At 39.3% G+C, this 15,692-nt stretch carries 16 protein-coding genes; 4 read left to right on the top strand and 12 right to left on the bottom strand.

Annotated elements, in window-relative coordinates; genetic code table 11:
• Positions 1-22: 22 nt before the first annotated feature.
• Complete coding sequence (mprF, locus tag ACQKEZ_RS15705) at positions 23-2,593, bottom strand: bifunctional lysylphosphatidylglycerol flippase/synthetase MprF (RefSeq protein WP_427302350.1); 2,571 nt, start codon at positions 2,591-2,593, stop codon at positions 23-25.
• Positions 2,594-2,761: 168 nt separating this feature from the next.
• Here mprF and ACQKEZ_RS15700 point away from each other — a divergent pair, with 168 nt between their 5' ends.
• On the top strand, positions 2,762-3,241 hold the full coding sequence (locus ACQKEZ_RS15700) for a MarR family transcriptional regulator (RefSeq protein WP_427302349.1): 480 nt from the start codon (positions 2,762-2,764) through the stop codon (positions 3,239-3,241).
• A gap of 80 nt (positions 3,242-3,321) precedes the next feature.
• Here ACQKEZ_RS15700 and ACQKEZ_RS15695 read toward each other — a convergent pair whose 3' ends face one another.
• From ACQKEZ_RS15695 to ACQKEZ_RS15680, 4 genes are all read right to left on the bottom strand, one after another.
• Positions 3,322-3,594: a hypothetical protein gene (locus tag ACQKEZ_RS15695; RefSeq protein WP_427302347.1), complete on the bottom strand. Its 273-nt coding sequence runs from the start codon at positions 3,592-3,594 to the stop codon at positions 3,322-3,324.
• Between the two features lie 28 nt (positions 3,595-3,622).
• Positions 3,623-4,150: a YfiT family bacillithiol transferase gene (locus ACQKEZ_RS15690; protein WP_427302345.1), complete on the bottom strand. Its 528-nt coding sequence runs from the start codon at positions 4,148-4,150 to the stop codon at positions 3,623-3,625.
• A gap of 24 nt (positions 4,151-4,174) precedes the next feature.
• A complete protein-coding gene (locus ACQKEZ_RS15685) occupies positions 4,175-5,191 on the bottom strand; it encodes a zinc-binding alcohol dehydrogenase family protein (protein ID WP_427302343.1) in 1,017 nt (338 codons plus the stop codon).
• A gap of 182 nt (positions 5,192-5,373) precedes the next feature.
• The gene (locus tag ACQKEZ_RS15680; RefSeq protein ID WP_427302342.1) at positions 5,374-5,880 is read right to left on the bottom strand and encodes a hypothetical protein; all 507 of its coding nucleotides are present in this window, start codon (positions 5,878-5,880) and stop codon (positions 5,374-5,376) included.
• A gap of 250 nt (positions 5,881-6,130) precedes the next feature.
• Here ACQKEZ_RS15680 and ACQKEZ_RS15675 point away from each other — a divergent pair, with 250 nt between their 5' ends.
• Entirely contained in the window at positions 6,131-6,460 is a 330-nt protein-coding gene (locus ACQKEZ_RS15675) for a YnfA family protein (protein ID WP_427302340.1), read from the top strand.
• Between the two features lie 78 nt (positions 6,461-6,538).
• On the opposite strand, the gene ACQKEZ_RS15670 is transcribed toward ACQKEZ_RS15675, so the two are convergent.
• The 7 genes from ACQKEZ_RS15670 to ACQKEZ_RS15640 form a co-directional block, all read right to left on the bottom strand.
• A complete protein-coding gene (locus tag ACQKEZ_RS15670; RefSeq protein ID WP_427302338.1) occupies positions 6,539-8,254 on the bottom strand; it encodes an ABC transporter ATP-binding protein in 1,716 nt (571 codons plus the stop codon).
• 12 nt (positions 8,255-8,266) lie between these two features.
• On the bottom strand, positions 8,267-9,196 hold the full coding sequence (locus ACQKEZ_RS15665) for an ABC transporter substrate-binding protein (protein WP_427302336.1): 930 nt from the start codon (positions 9,194-9,196) through the stop codon (positions 8,267-8,269).
• Between the two features lie 138 nt (positions 9,197-9,334).
• Positions 9,335-10,918 carry an AraC family transcriptional regulator gene (locus ACQKEZ_RS15660; protein ID WP_427302334.1) on the bottom strand — a complete coding sequence of 528 codons (1,584 nt, stop codon included), beginning with the start codon at positions 10,916-10,918 and terminating at the stop codon, positions 9,335-9,337.
• A 271-nt stretch (positions 10,919-11,189) separates the two neighbouring features.
• Complete coding sequence (locus ACQKEZ_RS15655) at positions 11,190-12,233, bottom strand: NAD(P)/FAD-dependent oxidoreductase (RefSeq protein ID WP_427302332.1); 1,044 nt, start codon at positions 12,231-12,233, stop codon at positions 11,190-11,192.
• A gap of 153 nt (positions 12,234-12,386) precedes the next feature.
• The gene (locus tag ACQKEZ_RS15650) at positions 12,387-13,016 is read right to left on the bottom strand and encodes a rhamnogalacturonan acetylesterase (RefSeq protein WP_427302330.1); all 630 of its coding nucleotides are present in this window, start codon (positions 13,014-13,016) and stop codon (positions 12,387-12,389) included.
• A 146-nt stretch (positions 13,017-13,162) separates the two neighbouring features.
• Positions 13,163-13,627: a DUF6884 domain-containing protein gene (locus ACQKEZ_RS15645; RefSeq protein ID WP_427302328.1), complete on the bottom strand. Its 465-nt coding sequence runs from the start codon at positions 13,625-13,627 to the stop codon at positions 13,163-13,165.
• A complete protein-coding gene (locus ACQKEZ_RS15640) occupies positions 13,624-14,172 on the bottom strand; it encodes a VanZ family protein (RefSeq protein ID WP_427302326.1) in 549 nt (182 codons plus the stop codon). Before ACQKEZ_RS15640 ends, ACQKEZ_RS15645 begins: the two co-directional genes overlap by 4 nt.
• A gap of 200 nt (positions 14,173-14,372) precedes the next feature.
• Between ACQKEZ_RS15640 and ACQKEZ_RS15635 the strand changes: the two genes are divergently transcribed.
• Both ACQKEZ_RS15635 and ACQKEZ_RS15630 read left to right on the top strand, forming a co-directional pair.
• Positions 14,373-14,951: a TetR family transcriptional regulator gene (locus tag ACQKEZ_RS15635; RefSeq protein WP_427302324.1), complete on the top strand. Its 579-nt coding sequence runs from the start codon at positions 14,373-14,375 to the stop codon at positions 14,949-14,951.
• 43 nt (positions 14,952-14,994) lie between these two features.
• The gene (locus ACQKEZ_RS15630; protein WP_427302322.1) at positions 14,995-15,570 is read left to right on the top strand and encodes a VanZ family protein; all 576 of its coding nucleotides are present in this window, start codon (positions 14,995-14,997) and stop codon (positions 15,568-15,570) included.
• The last annotated feature ends 122 nt before the right edge of the window (positions 15,571-15,692 follow it).

Here is a 15,692-nt window from a genome sequence, read left to right as displayed (position 1 = left end):
AAAGGAGAAAGGTTTTGAGCCATTATATGCGACGTCTCCGATGTGGATCCTGTCCGATCAGCTTTGTGACAAGTGCCATTGTGACTGGGAGCGATGTATTTTTTTTATAAGCCAAATATTTTCCTCGCCACTCTGGTTTATATTTTTGTTTAAATGATCTTAAACCGCTAAAGCTGTACATGAATCTCACGTTATTAAAAATCACACTCGCCAAACGTTCTGTTAAAAATGACTGATGAAATGTTCCGACGTTTGACAGAGGTGCCATTCCCATATTAAACGATTTATAGCCTTTTTCCTTCGCCCATTCAAATAAATGAATGAAAAGAGCATCCATCATCCCATTCGGTGCATCCTGCGTATGGCGCATTAAATCAATTGAGATTTCTCCTTCTTGATACATTGGCATAAGAGAAACAAAGGCAATGATTCGTCCATGCTGATCTTTTAATAAAGCAATCGGTGCTTGTTGTAAATAGTTCTCATCAAAATATCCTAAAGAAAAGCCTTTTTCCTTTTTCTTACCTAGCCAATTATCTGATATTTGTTTAAGTGAATATAGAAATTCATTTGAAAAAGGAGGTTCAGCTATTTCAAAGGTATAGCCTTCACGTTCAAATTTATTGGCTACTGCTCTTAAGTTAGATTTTTTCTTTCCTGATAATGAAAATGTCTGCAAATCCACTAGTGCTTCTTCACCTAATTTGAAGAAGTGGAAGCCTAAATCATGATATAACGCCATTCCTTCTCGTTCAACTTGATAAAAGGCAACACGATAGCCTGCTTTCTCAGCCTGTCTTAGAAATTCTTCAAGGATGAGAGGAAAGGACGCTTTATTTCCTGATGGATCCCCCAGCACAATGACGCAACGACCAATGCGACCAAATTGTAGCATCGCCTCCCCATCACTAGAGAAAAATAATTGTTTGTCACCTAAAAAACCGAGGTGACTAAGAGCATTTCCGCCTTTTTCGTCTAAAAATCCCTTCAATTTTTGTTCGTTTGTCAGTTCCCCAATCGCAAATGCTCTTTTATTAAAGATGAGTTTACTAACGAAAAAGAAAAGTGGTACACCAATCAGTGCAATCGTTGTCGTCATTGAAATATGTTTTTCGTTGTGGACAAGATAATCTTTGCTTAAGAAATGACCAATTCTTGTCCAAATAAAATGACCAATTACATTATAATTGAACAGGACAAGAAAATATCCAACCGCCGCGCTGATAAATTGATACAGAGAATAGGGTGCCTGTTGCTTTACAAATTGATTTCGTAAAGAAAAGAAAACGGCTAAAATGGCTGGTAAGATAAAAATTAGGCTCAAGTTAAACCCCTTCAGCAAAGTAAAAACAAAGCCACCGACAAGTGAAATCATCGTCAATATGTAGGAACGCTTTGTACGTTTGTACACCTCTATCGACAAAATGATTAAATTGATACCAAACATTAATGAAAGTCCATTAAATCCAGACAAAAGCACATGTGGAATATTTGGTATGATGCCCATTCTGTCAACAGGAAGCACAACAGAGGCAATGATGAGCAAACCACTTCCAAACGTCAAAATCGATAATGATCCATACAGTAAGCGGATCAACAGTGCGCGGTGTAATACAATGATGACGTTGGTCGTTTCAATGGCAGGCGCCATCTTCGGATTCCCTTCTAGCCTTCTTAAAGTTGTACCCGTAATGTCGTAGGCCGCAAGACATAATCCAAGAATAAACGGAAAGATGGAATAGACAAATCGGTACAGGACGAGTGCTGTCAAGACCATTTCTTTGTCAAAACCGATGTATTGCATACTCAGTAAAAAGAGCAAATCAAATGAGCCGAAACCACCAGGAATCATACTGATTAAGCCACCGATTGATGCGATGGCAAACACCCCTAAGACGATTCGAACATCAACATTCATTCCCATTGATACAATCGCCATATACATGACAAGTCCTGCCGCTAGCCACTCTAAAAAAGAGACACCAATGTAGGCAAAGATAGGATGTTTTAACCCGTTCTCTCCACCTTGAATCGATTTCTTTCGTACAGAAGCGAAAATAATATATATTGGCACAATACAAGCGAAAATAATGACAAATGCCCAGAGCCAAGGCTTCTGGCTAATGATGGCTTCTACAGGCAAAACTCGGACTAAAATTAGATCACTAAAAATGGATAGGCCTAACAGGACAGAAGAAGTAAGAAGGGCAATTCCCTTCAGTAATTTTTTCGTATCAGTTGTGTATTCTTTATACAACAGAGTTCTAAGGCCTGCTCCAGATAAACCGCCAAAACCTAGAACGTTATTAAAGGAGTTGGCAATCCAAGAGATTCGAATCGTTTTCCAACCACTAATCGGCATGTCGAGACCTTTCCTTAAAATAAAATCATATAAGGACATAGATAGAACTGCAACAAGTCCAAGAAAAACAAGGATAAATAAATCCATCCGATTCAAGCTGTCAATAATATAAAAGGTTTTTTTAATAGAAAGTCCACTAAGTTCTTGTTTGGCGACATAAATAAGTACCAACAAAATCACGATCGGAAAAAGCAATTTTAAGATCGTCATTCCTGTTTTTTTGTTCCACATGTTATTCCCAACTTTCTAGGCTGTTTCTTTTGATAGACTGAACATTATTATACAGCAAATGCCACCTGATTCATTCAGTTTATCGTCGAATCATCGGATGATGCTTTCTTTCGGAATTAAAAATCAGTAAGATAAAGACAAAAGCCGCTTAAAGGAAGTGAAGAGAGCTTGAAATACAATATTCATGACACCACCGTACTAGAAGAGGAAATTCTTTCTCCTGAAGAAAAAAAGACATGGGTTCTTTATATGAAAGTGCTCACCGCAGCTGGACTTGGTGATGTTTCTGAATGGATGAAGCTTGATATGAGTATGCCACAAATGAAAGTACTCATGCTGCTGAATAACCACGGCCGTCTAAAAGTATCAGAAATTGCGGAGAAAATGGGGGCGTCCCTTTCAAACATGACGGGGCTACTTGATCGTTTGGAGCAATCAAATTTTGTTGAACGCAAACATTCAGAAAGCGATAGACGTATTATTGTCGTGGAACTAACGGAGACAGCAAAAAATATTTTTCGTGGTATTTATCAAAAGGGTCATGAAAAAATCAAAAAATCTCTTCAACGATTAAATGATGAAGAAAAACAAAAAGTAAATGAAGGTCTTGCCATTTTGGAGAAAGCCCTTCGCCCTGAGAGAGGATAGCGTGAGTCCGCAGTTTGTCACTGCGGGTTTTTTCGTGATACCACATTCTTCTGTTATGAGAATCGGCAAAAAAGACGGAATCATTGATCCGTCTCTTGATTTGAACGTTTATTATCCTGAAAAAACACCTTGATTGCTTCACGATCATCCCACAATAAATAAGTCAGCCCAACGGCAAAAAAGATGATACTCATCCAGGTTCCTCCCGGAAGTAAATCTTCGAGTTGCTCAAAGCTTAGTTCATCAAATCCATCGAATCCTCTATAGTGAATCGCGGCAAAAAGATATTTCCCTACATATATGATAGCTGCCATACAAATAAACATGGCACCTACAATTCTTCTACTAGACATGCTGTGACCTCTTTTTCAATAAAATTTCTTAGGACCATCCACTTCGTTTTTTCAGCTCAGTAATATGGGCAAGGTGATGCTTGGAATGCCAAACATACATGCCTGTGGCATGATATAGAGCAATGGTCTTTTGATAAACAGGATGATAATATGTTTTCTCAAAGTCGCTGTCGTTCATCCCTTCTAATAACAACACCCATTTTGCATGCAGTATATCTATTAATTGTAATGAAATCTCGATTGGTGCTTTACTATCTGGTAGCTCTGCAAAACGTTGCTGATCAAATGGACGTATGTGTGGTGCTTCCTCTGTTATTGCTATCTTGAAGCGAAGATACGCATTCATATGAGTGTCAGCCATGTGATGAACCACTTGTCTGATGGTCCAGCCTTCTGGCCGATAAGGTGTATCTAATTGAGCTTTTGTTAAATGCTTTGTTGCTTCTTTTAATTGCTTTGGTATGTCCTCTAGCACGCCAATCCATTCTTTCAGCTGCTGTTCGCTTCTTTCACTTGTTGGCTCATACTGACCAATTGGATATTGTAATGATGTCAATGTCTGCTCCCTCCTCCTAAATGTTTATTCCTTGTGAAAGCCTTCAATCACTAATTTCCCAATCATTTTTCCTTTTTCGAGCTCTGTATGTGCTTTTCTTACATTTTGAGCATCCACTGGTCGAAGTACCTTTGTTAACGTATGCTGTAGCTTTCCTTGCTCAAACAGGTCACGTACCTCGGTTAGTAGTTCATGCTGTTTGAGCATATCCTCTGTTTGATACATCGGACGTGTAAACATAAACTCCCAGACAAAAGCGACACTCTTACTTTTCAGTAATTGGATGTCTAGATTTTTTTCATTTTCAACAATTGTGCATATGGTTCCCTGCGGCTTAATGGCTTCTGCCATCCCTGGAAAATGGCAGTCGGTATCGTTTAAACACAAAATATAATCGACCTCACCGATTCCCTTTTCCTTCAATTGATCAAGTAATGAGTGATGATGATTGATGATGTGATCGGCCCCTAATGTGCGACACCATGCTTCTGTTTCGATTCTTGAAGCCGTAGCAATCACTGTTAAGTTAACTATCTTGGCTAATTGAATAGCGATTGAGCCAACTCCACCTGCTCCACCGATGATTAAAATCGTTTTTCCCTTTGCATTCTTTTGGATATGCATACGATCAAATAATGCTTCATAGGCGGTGATGGATGTCAGCGGCATTGCCGCTGCCTCTGCAAAGGATAGATTCGTCGGCTTCTTTGCCACAATGCGTTCATCGACAAGCTGGAATTCACTATTTGAGCCTTGACGGGTAATATCTCCTGCATAATACACATCATCCCCCGGTTGAAACAATGTGCAATCATCCCCAACTTCAACGATAGTTCCACTTGCATCAAAGCCAAGAATTTTCAGTACATCTTCCTTTTTGTCTTTTGGTGCTCGGACTTTCGTATCAACAGGATTCACAGAAACAGCTTCGACTTTGACCAGCAAATCACGACCTGCCGCAACTGGTTTTTCCACATCTCGATCCACAAAACTGTTTTCATTCGTAATTGGCAAATACTCGTACAATCCAACAGCTTTCATTCAAATCACTTCCCCTGAAAGATTCGTCTTTTCTAATAGCTTATCATAAAATACAGTCAGAAATTGGATGATTATCCGATCTATTCCACACTCGATATTCTTTATTCAATAAAAATACTGCCGATATATCTCCGGCAGTAGGTCATTTTTTTTCAAAGCAAAGTGTTTGAACCTGAGCTGTTTTAGGATGCATGCTGTCTCGCCTTTCGTTCCCTTGCCAAATAAGAAGGTCTAGGACTTCGAAGAAAAGGAATATTAAATTGACCAGAAGTTGTACGAAAGAAAAACTGTACATAATAAAATTGAATATGCTCCAAGAACACAACGAAAAAGATAAATACTGAAAAACAAGCGAGCCAAAATGATGTATGACCAGATGCAATTTCATAGACAAAGAACACACCATATAAGCCCATAAAGCCTTGTTGTAGTCTTTGAGTCACATGAAAGGGGACGTGCCATCTGTTTGATAAATCTGCTGATCGACCTTTCTTGATGTTCACCCATTTATAAAACCAGAACACCATATCTTGAAGATTCTGAAAAAGCAGTAAAATGATCACAGGAAGTAGAATAGGTTCCTGATAGAGTGATGGTTGTACTATAAACGTAAAGGCCCCCATTATCATAATCAATGTAGCATGACGTGTCATGATTAAAAATAGTTCTTTTTCCAATTCTTTTTTCATTCGAACCACCTCATGATGTACATACGTTTCAAGACAATAAAAAGTTTCCATAAAAAAACTGCCCCATGTATAAACTGCACTCCCATTGTTAGATTCGTATTTACCCAATTGGAGGTGACGTTATTCTTATGGCGAAGTTTACAGTCATTCGATTGTAGCAAAATCATCTCTCCCATCAATTCATCGCTTGATATCAAGGATTGAACGAATCATGTACAATAGGTGGCAATCATACGAATAGGAGTGGCATTTGATGTTAATCACGATTTTTTTATTTTTGCTAGCTGGCCTTGCTGAAATTGGCGGCGGTTATCTCGTTTGGCTTTGGTTACGTGAAGCGAAGCCATTAAGCTTCGGTATTGCTGGAAGTCTGATATTAGTCGCATATGGCGTGATTCCGACCTTTCAGCAGTTTCCTACGTTCGGAAGGGTCTATGCTGCCTATGGTGGCGTGTTTGTTATATTAGCCGTTCTTTGGGGATGGTGGGTGGATCGTAAAACACCTGATTTGTACGACTGGGGAGGCGCTCTTATTTGTTTAATAGGCGTAAGTATGATGCTCTTTGCCCCTAGAAACTAGGGCAAAAGATTGCGATACATGTCATGAGAAAAAAGCCGGCGCTCTTTTGCCGGCTTTCACATTTCTCCTAATGGACTTTTATGCCCCGAATTGTGTTTCATAAAGGCGCTTATATAAACCATTTTGCGTTAGTAATGTTTTGTGATTTCCTTGCTCTGCAATGCCACCTTTTGTCACAACAACAATTCGATCTGCATGTTGAATAGTTGCAAGGCGATGCGCAATGACTAGCGTCGTTCTACCTTCTGAAAGCTCTTCTAGTGATCGTTGGATCGAAGCCTCTGTTTCAGTATCTAGTGATGAGGTCGCTTCATCCAGTATTAAAATAGGTGGATTTTTCAGGAAAATACGTGCGATTGATACACGCTGCTTTTGTCCACCTGACAGCTTGACGCCTCTTTCACCAATCATTGTATCAAGACCTTCGGGCAGGGATTCGACGAGATCTTTTAGCTCTGCTTTTGAAACCGCCTGCCATATTTCATCCTCAGTTGCATCAAGCTTTCCATAAAGAATGTTCTCTCGAATGCTCCCATTAAATAAATAGACGTCTTGTTGGACTATTCCAATTTGTTGGCGCAGTGAAGACAGCTTCATCTGTCTACTATCAATGCCGTCTATCGTAATGGTTCCAGATTGCCATTCATAAAACCTTGGTAATAAACTGCATAGCGTTGATTTACCAGCACCGGAAGGACCTACAATGGCAACCGTTTCCCCTTGTTTGATCTCCAGATTAATATGCTCAAGGATCAAACTGTCCTTCTCATAACCAAAGCTGACATCATGAAATGTAATCTCACCTTTTAGCCCATCAACATGAATCGCATCAGGGACGTCCTTTTCGTCTGGGGCTTGATCTAAGAGCGAAACAAATCTCTTAAAGCCTGCAACTCCCTTTGGATACGTCTCAATCACTGAATTAATTTGTTGAATGGGTCCTAAAAAGATTCCAGATAGCAGGACGAATGAAATGAATTCGCCATAGGTCATATTCTTTTGCATCACAAACCATGTCCCGCATACAAGTCCAAAGATGGTGACGCCCTTCATAAGCAGGTGACTAATCGAAGCGTGTAATGCCATCATTTTGTATGTGGTTAATTTCGTTTGTTTAAACTGTTCATTGTGTTCAATAAAGCGATCAACCTCATGTGTTTCATTCCCAAATGCCTTCACTACTCGAATTCCGCTCACATTATTCTCAACCCTTGCATGGAATTGACCAATACTTGAAAACATGTGATCAAAGGCAATCGACATTTTCTTCGTAAAATAAACCGATAGACCTATTAAGAATGGGACAATGAGAAACGTGAGGACGGCAAGCTGCCAATTAATTGATAGCATCAGGGCAAATGCACCTGTAAGAGTCATAATTGCAATAAATAAATCTTCAGGACCGTGGTGAGCGATTTCACCAATATCCATTAAATCGTTTGTCATTCGTGAAACAAGCTTTCCTGTTTTCTTTTGATCAAAGAATCGAAAAGACATTTTTTGTACGTGGGTGAATAGCTGACTTCTCATATCTGTTTCAATATTGATACCTAGCTTATGTCCGAAATATGTCACTACGTAATTCATCACTGAGCTGACGACATAGACTGCCATTAAAATTCCACTCCAGATGAGAATCATTTCCCAGTTTCTGTTTGGGAGAAGGTCATCTACAACCATACTGATCGCAAGTGGAAATGATAATTCAAGTAGTGCCGCTATGACGGCACAGGAAAAATCTAATATAAACAGCCCCATATATGGCTTATAATAGGAGAAAAATCGTTTTAACAAAAAGCAGCCCCCTTACTTCTGAGATAATTCTGTCAATATCTCAACGTATTTTTCTGCTTGATTGGCGATAGCTATTGGATCAAATGGCCAGAAATACGCAATATCCAAGTCATGTACTTGATTCTTTTTCACTGCTTTTAAGCTTTTCCATATTGAATTGTTCTTATCGAACGTACCTCCGTTGGCTTCATCAACAAATATATAATCACCTGCGTACTTTGGTAGCACTTCATATGAAATATGTTCAAATCCTGACTTTCCATTTAAAATAGTGTCTGCAACATCTTTTGGCGGCTGAAGCTGCAATTGTTCGTAAAGTGCTTGTCCACCTCGATAGATACCATTCCCATACACATAGACATCATTTCTAAATGCACCCAAGATTGACACTGTTTCGCCTTCTTTGACGACTGTTTTCACTTTCTTTCTAGCAGCTTCCATACGTTGATTAAATTTTTTCAAAAACGCTTTTCCTTCTTCTTCTTTGTTCATGATGCCGGCTAATGTAGTGATCTCTTCTTGTGAATCTTTAAATACACCGAACGGATAAACAATCGTTGGGGCAATTTTTTTGTAGACGTCAAGTACCTTTTCATCGTCTACAGCTGAAATGATGAGGTCTGGTTTCAAGCTTGCCACCTTTTCGGCGGAGCGTTCATCACTAATGTCGCCCACACCATCCACTTTGCCTTTGAGATGTATGTTTTTTAAATCTTGTGTCGTGGCACCAACTGGTTTTACTCCTAGTGCAATAGCACTACCCAAATAGCCATCTACGAGAATACGCTTTGGATTTGCTGGAATCTCGACCTTGCCTTTCACTGTGTCAACCGTTCTTGTTTTTTCTTCGGCTGGTTTGCTTTCTTCCTTTTGACCGCAGGCTGCTAGTGCGAATAACAACACTAAAGCCATTAAACTAAGAATTATGCCTTGTTTTTTCATAACTGCTTTTCTCCTCCATATCATGATGAATCACTGAGAATCATTATCATTTATTTGTCTCTCGTATTCTATCAACCGCTTGTCTATTGGTCTATGGATAATCGTCATAACTTGTTTATGGACAATTGTTAGATACTCTTATTCTTTTATTAAAAATTGAGAGAATCGTTTCATGATTTCTATCGCTCGTTCCCCTTCACCAAATCTAAATTCTTCTAGTTTTAACAAGTAGAATGTATCATTTTGCACTGCGGGTAAATTACGCAGGACTTCACTTTCCTTCATACGTTTGTCCATATGTCTGTACCATCCATTCCGAACAGCCACAATAAAAAACATATGATCTGCTGCATAATCTGCTAAACGTTCAAGCGGAATCACGACATGTTTATCAGGTTTCAGCACCTCCTCTTGAATGGCTTCAGGGGGCATCAACCCCAACGTTTTATATAGGTTGATTGCTCCTCTCGCATGAAAAGACCACATATACACCTTGTCATGTCCCCTCACTTCATATAAAGCAACTGTTTCCTTTTTTTTAAGAAATGGCGTCAAGCGAGCTCTTTCTTTCTGTGCTTGCTTCTCATAACGCTCTATCCATTGCTTGGCTTCTTCGCGCCTTCCGATGAGGCTACCTAAACAAAGTACCTCTTCTACAGGGCTCAGGCGACTATATGGAAAGACAAGCACAGGTGCGAACTGCTCCATACGTTTCATCCATTCTATGTTTGTATAGAAATAATCAGGCATTAAAATGAGGTCTAAGTTCATGTCCGCCAAAACGTCGTCAGGTGTATGCTCATGAATGACGATGACATCACTGAGTTGACCTTGAAGCACATCTGAATAAAGAGCAATATCTTCTTCAATGCAAATCGGTTTCACTCCAAGCGCAAGCAAAGAGCCTACAAATTGAAAAGCGGCAATTCGTTTTGGTTGGCGGCTCAGTCGATACTGACTAGGCGATCTGCCCGTTTTTTGACGAAACTTTCTGCTGAAATAGAGGCTATCAGTATAGCCTACTCTTTGTGCAATCGCCTGAACCTGTTCATCGGTTTTGAACAATAGCTTTTTTGCTTCATCCATTCGAATTTGTGCAATATAATCTGTGACACTCATCCCGACGCTTTTCTTAAAAAAAGTAGAGAAATAGCTTTCATTAAAGCCCATTTTATGCGCTAAGTCCTTACGGTTCAGTTCTTGTTGGTAATGCTCTGCAATGTATTGAAGAATCATTTGAATTGAATAATGATCAGCATCAGTTGTTTTCTCATTTTGTTGCTGGAATATTTGCAGCACTAGCTTTAGTAGCTTCACTTGGCTACTTTCTGAATAAGAGGGATCACTTAAACGTTTAATATGATGAAATAATACCGGTGAGCCCACCACCACTTGCCCGTTATCAGGCAGGGTATCATAATTAATTTTATAAATTAATTCATCATCAGAATCATTTGTGAGCATGTAATGTTCAAATGAAACAGCAAAGACTGTGACTTGCTGATTAGATAAAGAACGGATGACAACAGGGATGTGAGAGCGTATAAACAGGCTATCTCCACCGTCAAGTTGGTACTCCATTCCTTCTAGCTGAATGACAACGGTACCATCAGCTGTTAAAATGCTTGGAGATTTTGTCTGCCATCTGTTCGTTTGTTTTGCTTGCAGACACATTTGAATTTTCTTTTTCACATGTAGCATCGTTTCCATTTGTGCGTTCATCTTTAGATACCTCCTTTCAGCGATAAAAAAGGTGATGCCATTGCGGCACCACCTCAGCGTGTAGACAAACCCTCGCATTCGTTGTCAGATCTGCGCGCTGGTGCTCACGAATGTTGAATTCGCTCCGCTCCAGTGCTCAATCTTCCTAGACTTCAAAGGTTTTCAATCCACGCTGAAAGAAGACAAAGGGCTAAAATAAAAATCATTTTAGCCCTTTGTCAACAATCTGAGGTGATGCCATTGCGGCACCACCCTTCTTGTTTTGTTTTCTTTAGCGATCTGCACCGGCTGCCATCAATTCTTTGTTTTTTTCCTTAAAACGTTCATTATGAGAGGATACATACGCCACTTTCTCCGCATCTGGTTCGATATATAATTTCGCACTATTGAGTGCGTTCACACCATCTACAAACGTTCCTGCAATCAAGCGGACCTTGCTTTTATGTGTACATAAATCACCTACTGCATACACACCTGGTAAATTGGTCTCCATCTGCTCATTCACTTCAATGAGTCCCCATTCACCTTGCTTTAATCCCCATTCTGCAAGAACACTTAAATCGCCTTTCATGCCATGGTTGACAATGACTGCGTCTGTTTCAATACGCTCTTTTTCACCTGTTTCTAAATGCTGAACAGTGACAGCTTCGATTTCTTTTCCGTTACCATGTAGGTCAGTTAGTTCATGTGGGGTTAAAATACGTGCACTTGATGCTTTCATATTCGCCACGTTTTTTTCATGCCCACCAAACATATCCCTGCGGTGTATAACAGTGACACTTTTCGCAATTGGCACAAGGGCATTTGCCCAATCCACCGCAGAATCGCCGCCCCCAGAGATAACGACTTTTTTTCCAGCGAAGGTTTTAAGCTCTTGAACCGTATAATAAAGGTTTGTTACTTCATAGCGATCTGCATTTTCAACTTCCAGCTTTCTTTGAACTGGAATACCATGCCCCATTGCCAAAATCAAGGTTTTGGTTAAATGACGATCACCATTTTCGGACGTAATCAATATATTTCCATTTTCTAAGCGATGAAAGTCTGTTATTTTTTGGTTTAGCGCAATGACAGGTTCAAATGTTTTGGCTTGCTGTTCAAGCTGTTTAATCAATTGCTCTCCTCTTGTCGGCACTAAGCCACCTACATCCCAAATGACTTTTTCCGGGTAAAGGAGCACTTTTCCTCCAAGGGTTTCATTGTATTCAAGGACCTTCGTTTTTAGATCACGCATTCCGCTATAAAAGGCGGTATACATGCCAGCAGGCCCACCACCGATAATTGTCACGTCAAACAATTCAAGTTGCTCTGTCATTCGTGTCCCTCCTGTTTTGTAGCTATCTATGCTAAATAAGTGATATTGATTCTCATTATCATACATATTCATTGTAGTCTACGGGAGTAAGTGGTGGCAATAACTTTCTACAAAAATAAAAAGACGAGCCCTAAAACTCGTCCTAAACGTAGCTTAAACAAATGACAATCCAATATCTTTTAGTTCAAGTGAAACGAGTCTTGCGATGGCATCTGCACCTGTTTTTGTAAAATGTGTACGATCATCAATACCAGTTGAAAGCATAAAATATGATGCTGTCTTTTCATGACCTGATGCCTGATAAAAGCCAAGACTTGCTGTCATTAAATCAACGATCAGCACTTGTTCTTCATCAGCCAGCTCCTTCATCGCCTCACAATATGCAGGAAAATCATTGATATATACCCCATTCTCTTCGTGAAAGCGGCCAACTGGCGTCAGGAGTAAAGGGTTTGCTCCTTTTTCTCTTGCCCCTTGAATGTATTGTGATAAGTAGGCCTTATACGTAGTAAAAGGGTCAGTATGTCGCTCCGGTTTTTTGGTGGACGCATCGTTATGCCCCATTTGGATAAAAAGCCAGTCTCCCGGCTGAATCTCGGCTAATATTTCGTCGAGCCGTCCTTCTTCAATAAACGTCTTTGAGCTTCTGCCTCCAATTGCCTTATTGATCACCGTCACATCATTTGCAGTATATAAGTGGAGATACTCCCCCCAACCTCCTTGAACAGGACGATCTGGGTAAGAACAAACGGTCGAGTCACCAGCTAAATAGATTGTTGTCATGAGTACTGCCCCCTTTTAATATAGGATCAATTTCCATTCATTCGTCGGTAGAAAAGGTGAGCTGATCTTTTTTGGCATCGCTTACAAACAAACAATTCGCTTTTCATTCTTTAAAACCCTGCATAGAAAGACAATAAGATATCATTTTATTCATGTGCTGTTAGTTCTGTCCCAGTTTCAGTTGCTTCTTTTAGTGCTTTTAACATATATCCAATTCCTTTATATGGTGCGAGCGGGTAATTCGCATGCTGATGGTCTAGTAGAAGTGGATCAATGACTTTTCTAAATTTTTTCCCGCCAAGCAGCACCAACTCATCAAAGGCTGTTAGCTGTTTTTCATAAAATTGGCGTCGGAGCTGTTCTTCTGTAATTAGCTCTATATGATTTGTACCGAACGTCACATCATAATTTGCAGGAATGATGTCGCCTTCACGCAAGAATCCGTACTTTCCTGATAGAATCATCCAATCATCAAAAAACATTTGTGCATAGGTTTTTGTTCGTTGATGTAGTGGGCTTAAATACACAAGGTGCGCTGGCTGGCTACCGGCATCTTGTGACACATCCCATATTTTCTTAGCTCCGCACGGAATGATACAAATTCGTTTCACCTTAACACCCCCTTTTTGCTTCGATATAAGATGTAGAACATGCAGCCAATCGCTGTACCAAGCGTGTTTAAGATCATATCATCAACATCACTACTTCTTGTAATGATGCCATATGTAGAAAACAAAAATTGCAACATTTCAATACTTGTCGATAACAGAAAACCTGACAAGACCGCTTTCTGCCATGTCATTTTTTTAAAACCGCAAAAAAGCAAAAAGCCAATCGGTACAAATAGCAAAATGTTCCCAATGATATTTAAGTAAACGAGTGCAGGGTAACCATGATGCAGTGCATGAAAATTTTGATAGATCGAATGAAATGGAATGAAGTTGATACTCACTTGATCTTTTGCTGCGGAAAATTGATTGGGTAATACCGTTAAATAAAGCAGTGTGCTCGTATAAAAAAACAGAAATGCAAGGGCAGTTTCTGTGAACAAATACATGGATTGATTGCGCTTCTTCGCATACCTGAATCGCATGTAAACAAACAATAAAACAAGTAGCAGTAAGGAGCCGATTGGAAGTGATGATAATAATTTCATAGATGTGTAGCTCCTTTCTATTTGTTTATTAGATTGCTTGGACATATTACAGCTTATTCATACAGTCCATCATCTATTCATAGCTTATCCCTGATTGTACTACAGCCTATATGAGGTTAGCACCTCAAAAGGGCTATTGACAAATCGTCAGTTTCTACATAAAATGAATGACATTCATTCATTTAAGGGGTGATGATGAAATGTCTAAACGAGAAAAAATTATGCTCGCAGCCATAGATGCTTTTCAAGAAAAGGGGATTGAAAAGACGACTATTTCAGACATTGTGAAAAAAGCAGGTGTCGCACAAGGAACATACTATTTGTATTTCCCCTCTAAGTTATCGGTGATGCCAGCCATTGCTGAGCACCTGATTTCGCAAATGGTTCCTGCTATTGAAACAGAATTAACGCAGCATGCTGATGTGCTTGATCAGGCAAATGCGCTAGTTGAATTTATTTTCTCTTTCACAAGGCAATATCGGGATGTCCTCGCCCTCACCTATTCAGGACTTGCAGCAACTGAGCATTTAAAAGAGTGGGAAGATATTTATGAACCTATTTACAAATGGATTGCATCGTTTTTAGAAAAAGCCAAGCAAGAACGGCGCGTTAGATCAAATTTGAACTGTCAATATGCGGCGAAATTTATTATTGGCTTACTAGAGTCATCTGCCGAGCAAATGTATTTGTTTACCGAAACAGATACAGACGAGGTGCTCATTCAAAAACGAGAGGTCAAACAATTTCTCATATACGCACTTGGCATTGAGGCCTCTTAAATGGGTACAGCACAAGCTGTACTGAGACTTTGAAGGTGATTGAATGATGACGAATGGTTTAGCGATTTTTATTGGTTTATTGATGTACATTCTATTTATTTTGTTCAGAATTTGTAAAGTTGTATTTTTGAAAGGAAAACGGTATCCAATTGAAAAAAGTATCTTTATTTTCGGCTTCTTTGCTTATCTTAGTGGACTTCTATGTGTTACATTATTCCCTATCCCAATAGATATGGATTTGATGAATGATCGAATCTCCGAGGGATTTGCAGAAGAAAATAATTTGATACCGTTAAAAACCATAATAAAGACAATTCGTGCAAGTTCCTTATCTATTATAGTCACTCAAATAGGTGGAAATCTAATATTGCTATTTCCTTTGGGTATATTTATACCATTCTTTTTTAATCAATCATCTTTAAAAATTCAAGGTGTACTAATAATTGGTTTCTTTGCTTCATTTATCATTGAAATGAGCCAGTTGATGATTTCATTTTTAATTGGTTTTACTTACAGAAGTTTTGATGTAGATGATTTCATTTTAAATACAATTGGTTTTTGTCTAGGTTACTTATCATTTAAATACCTTTATCCATTAAGAAATTTCATTTTTGAATAATCAAAATGAGGTTGCCAAAATGGCAACCTCAGGCTGTCCAGAAAATCTCGACAGCCTGAGTACAGCTTGTGCTGTACTCTCTTTTATGGCTCAAAAATGACGAATCGTCAGTTTAGGAGGAG

Origin of the sequence: Bacillus sp. NPDC077027 (genome assembly GCF_050269555.1) — a bacterium.
Taxonomy (GTDB): domain Bacteria; phylum Bacillota; class Bacilli; order Bacillales; family Bacillaceae; genus Bacillus.
The sequence above is the reverse complement of the archived record's forward strand: the minus strand, read 5'-3'. Positions and strand labels throughout refer to the sequence as shown.

Bases quoted from the DNA above. Each gene is read 5' to 3' on its own strand.
- mprF (WP_427302350.1), bottom strand. From the start codon at position 2,593: ATGTGGAACAAAAAAACAGGAATGACGATCTTAAAATTGCTTTTTCCG.
- ACQKEZ_RS15695 (WP_427302347.1), bottom strand. From the start codon at position 3,594: ATGTCTAGTAGAAGAATTGTAGGTGCCATGTTTATTTGTATGGCAGCT.
- ACQKEZ_RS15685 (WP_427302343.1), bottom strand. From the start codon at position 5,191: ATGAAAGCTGTTGGATTGTACGAGTATTTGCCAATTACGAATGAAAAC.
- ACQKEZ_RS15680 (WP_427302342.1), bottom strand. From the start codon at position 5,880: ATGAAAAAAGAATTGGAAAAAGAACTATTTTTAATCATGACACGTCAT.
- ACQKEZ_RS15665 (WP_427302336.1), bottom strand. From the start codon at position 9,196: ATGAAAAAACAAGGCATAATTCTTAGTTTAATGGCTTTAGTGTTGTTA.
- ACQKEZ_RS15660 (WP_427302334.1), bottom strand. From the start codon at position 10,918: ATGAACGCACAAATGGAAACGATGCTACATGTGAAAAAGAAAATTCAA.
- ACQKEZ_RS15655 (WP_427302332.1), bottom strand. From the start codon at position 12,233: ATGACAGAGCAACTTGAATTGTTTGACGTGACAATTATCGGTGGTGGG.
- ACQKEZ_RS15650 (WP_427302330.1), bottom strand. From the start codon at position 13,016: ATGACAACAATCTATTTAGCTGGTGACTCGACCGTTTGTTCTTACCCA.
- ACQKEZ_RS15640 (WP_427302326.1), bottom strand. From the start codon at position 14,172: ATGAAATTATTATCATCACTTCCAATCGGCTCCTTACTGCTACTTGTT.
- ACQKEZ_RS15635 (WP_427302324.1), top strand. From the start codon at position 14,373: ATGTCTAAACGAGAAAAAATTATGCTCGCAGCCATAGATGCTTTTCAA.
- ACQKEZ_RS15630 (WP_427302322.1), top strand. From the start codon at position 14,995: ATGATGACGAATGGTTTAGCGATTTTTATTGGTTTATTGATGTACATT.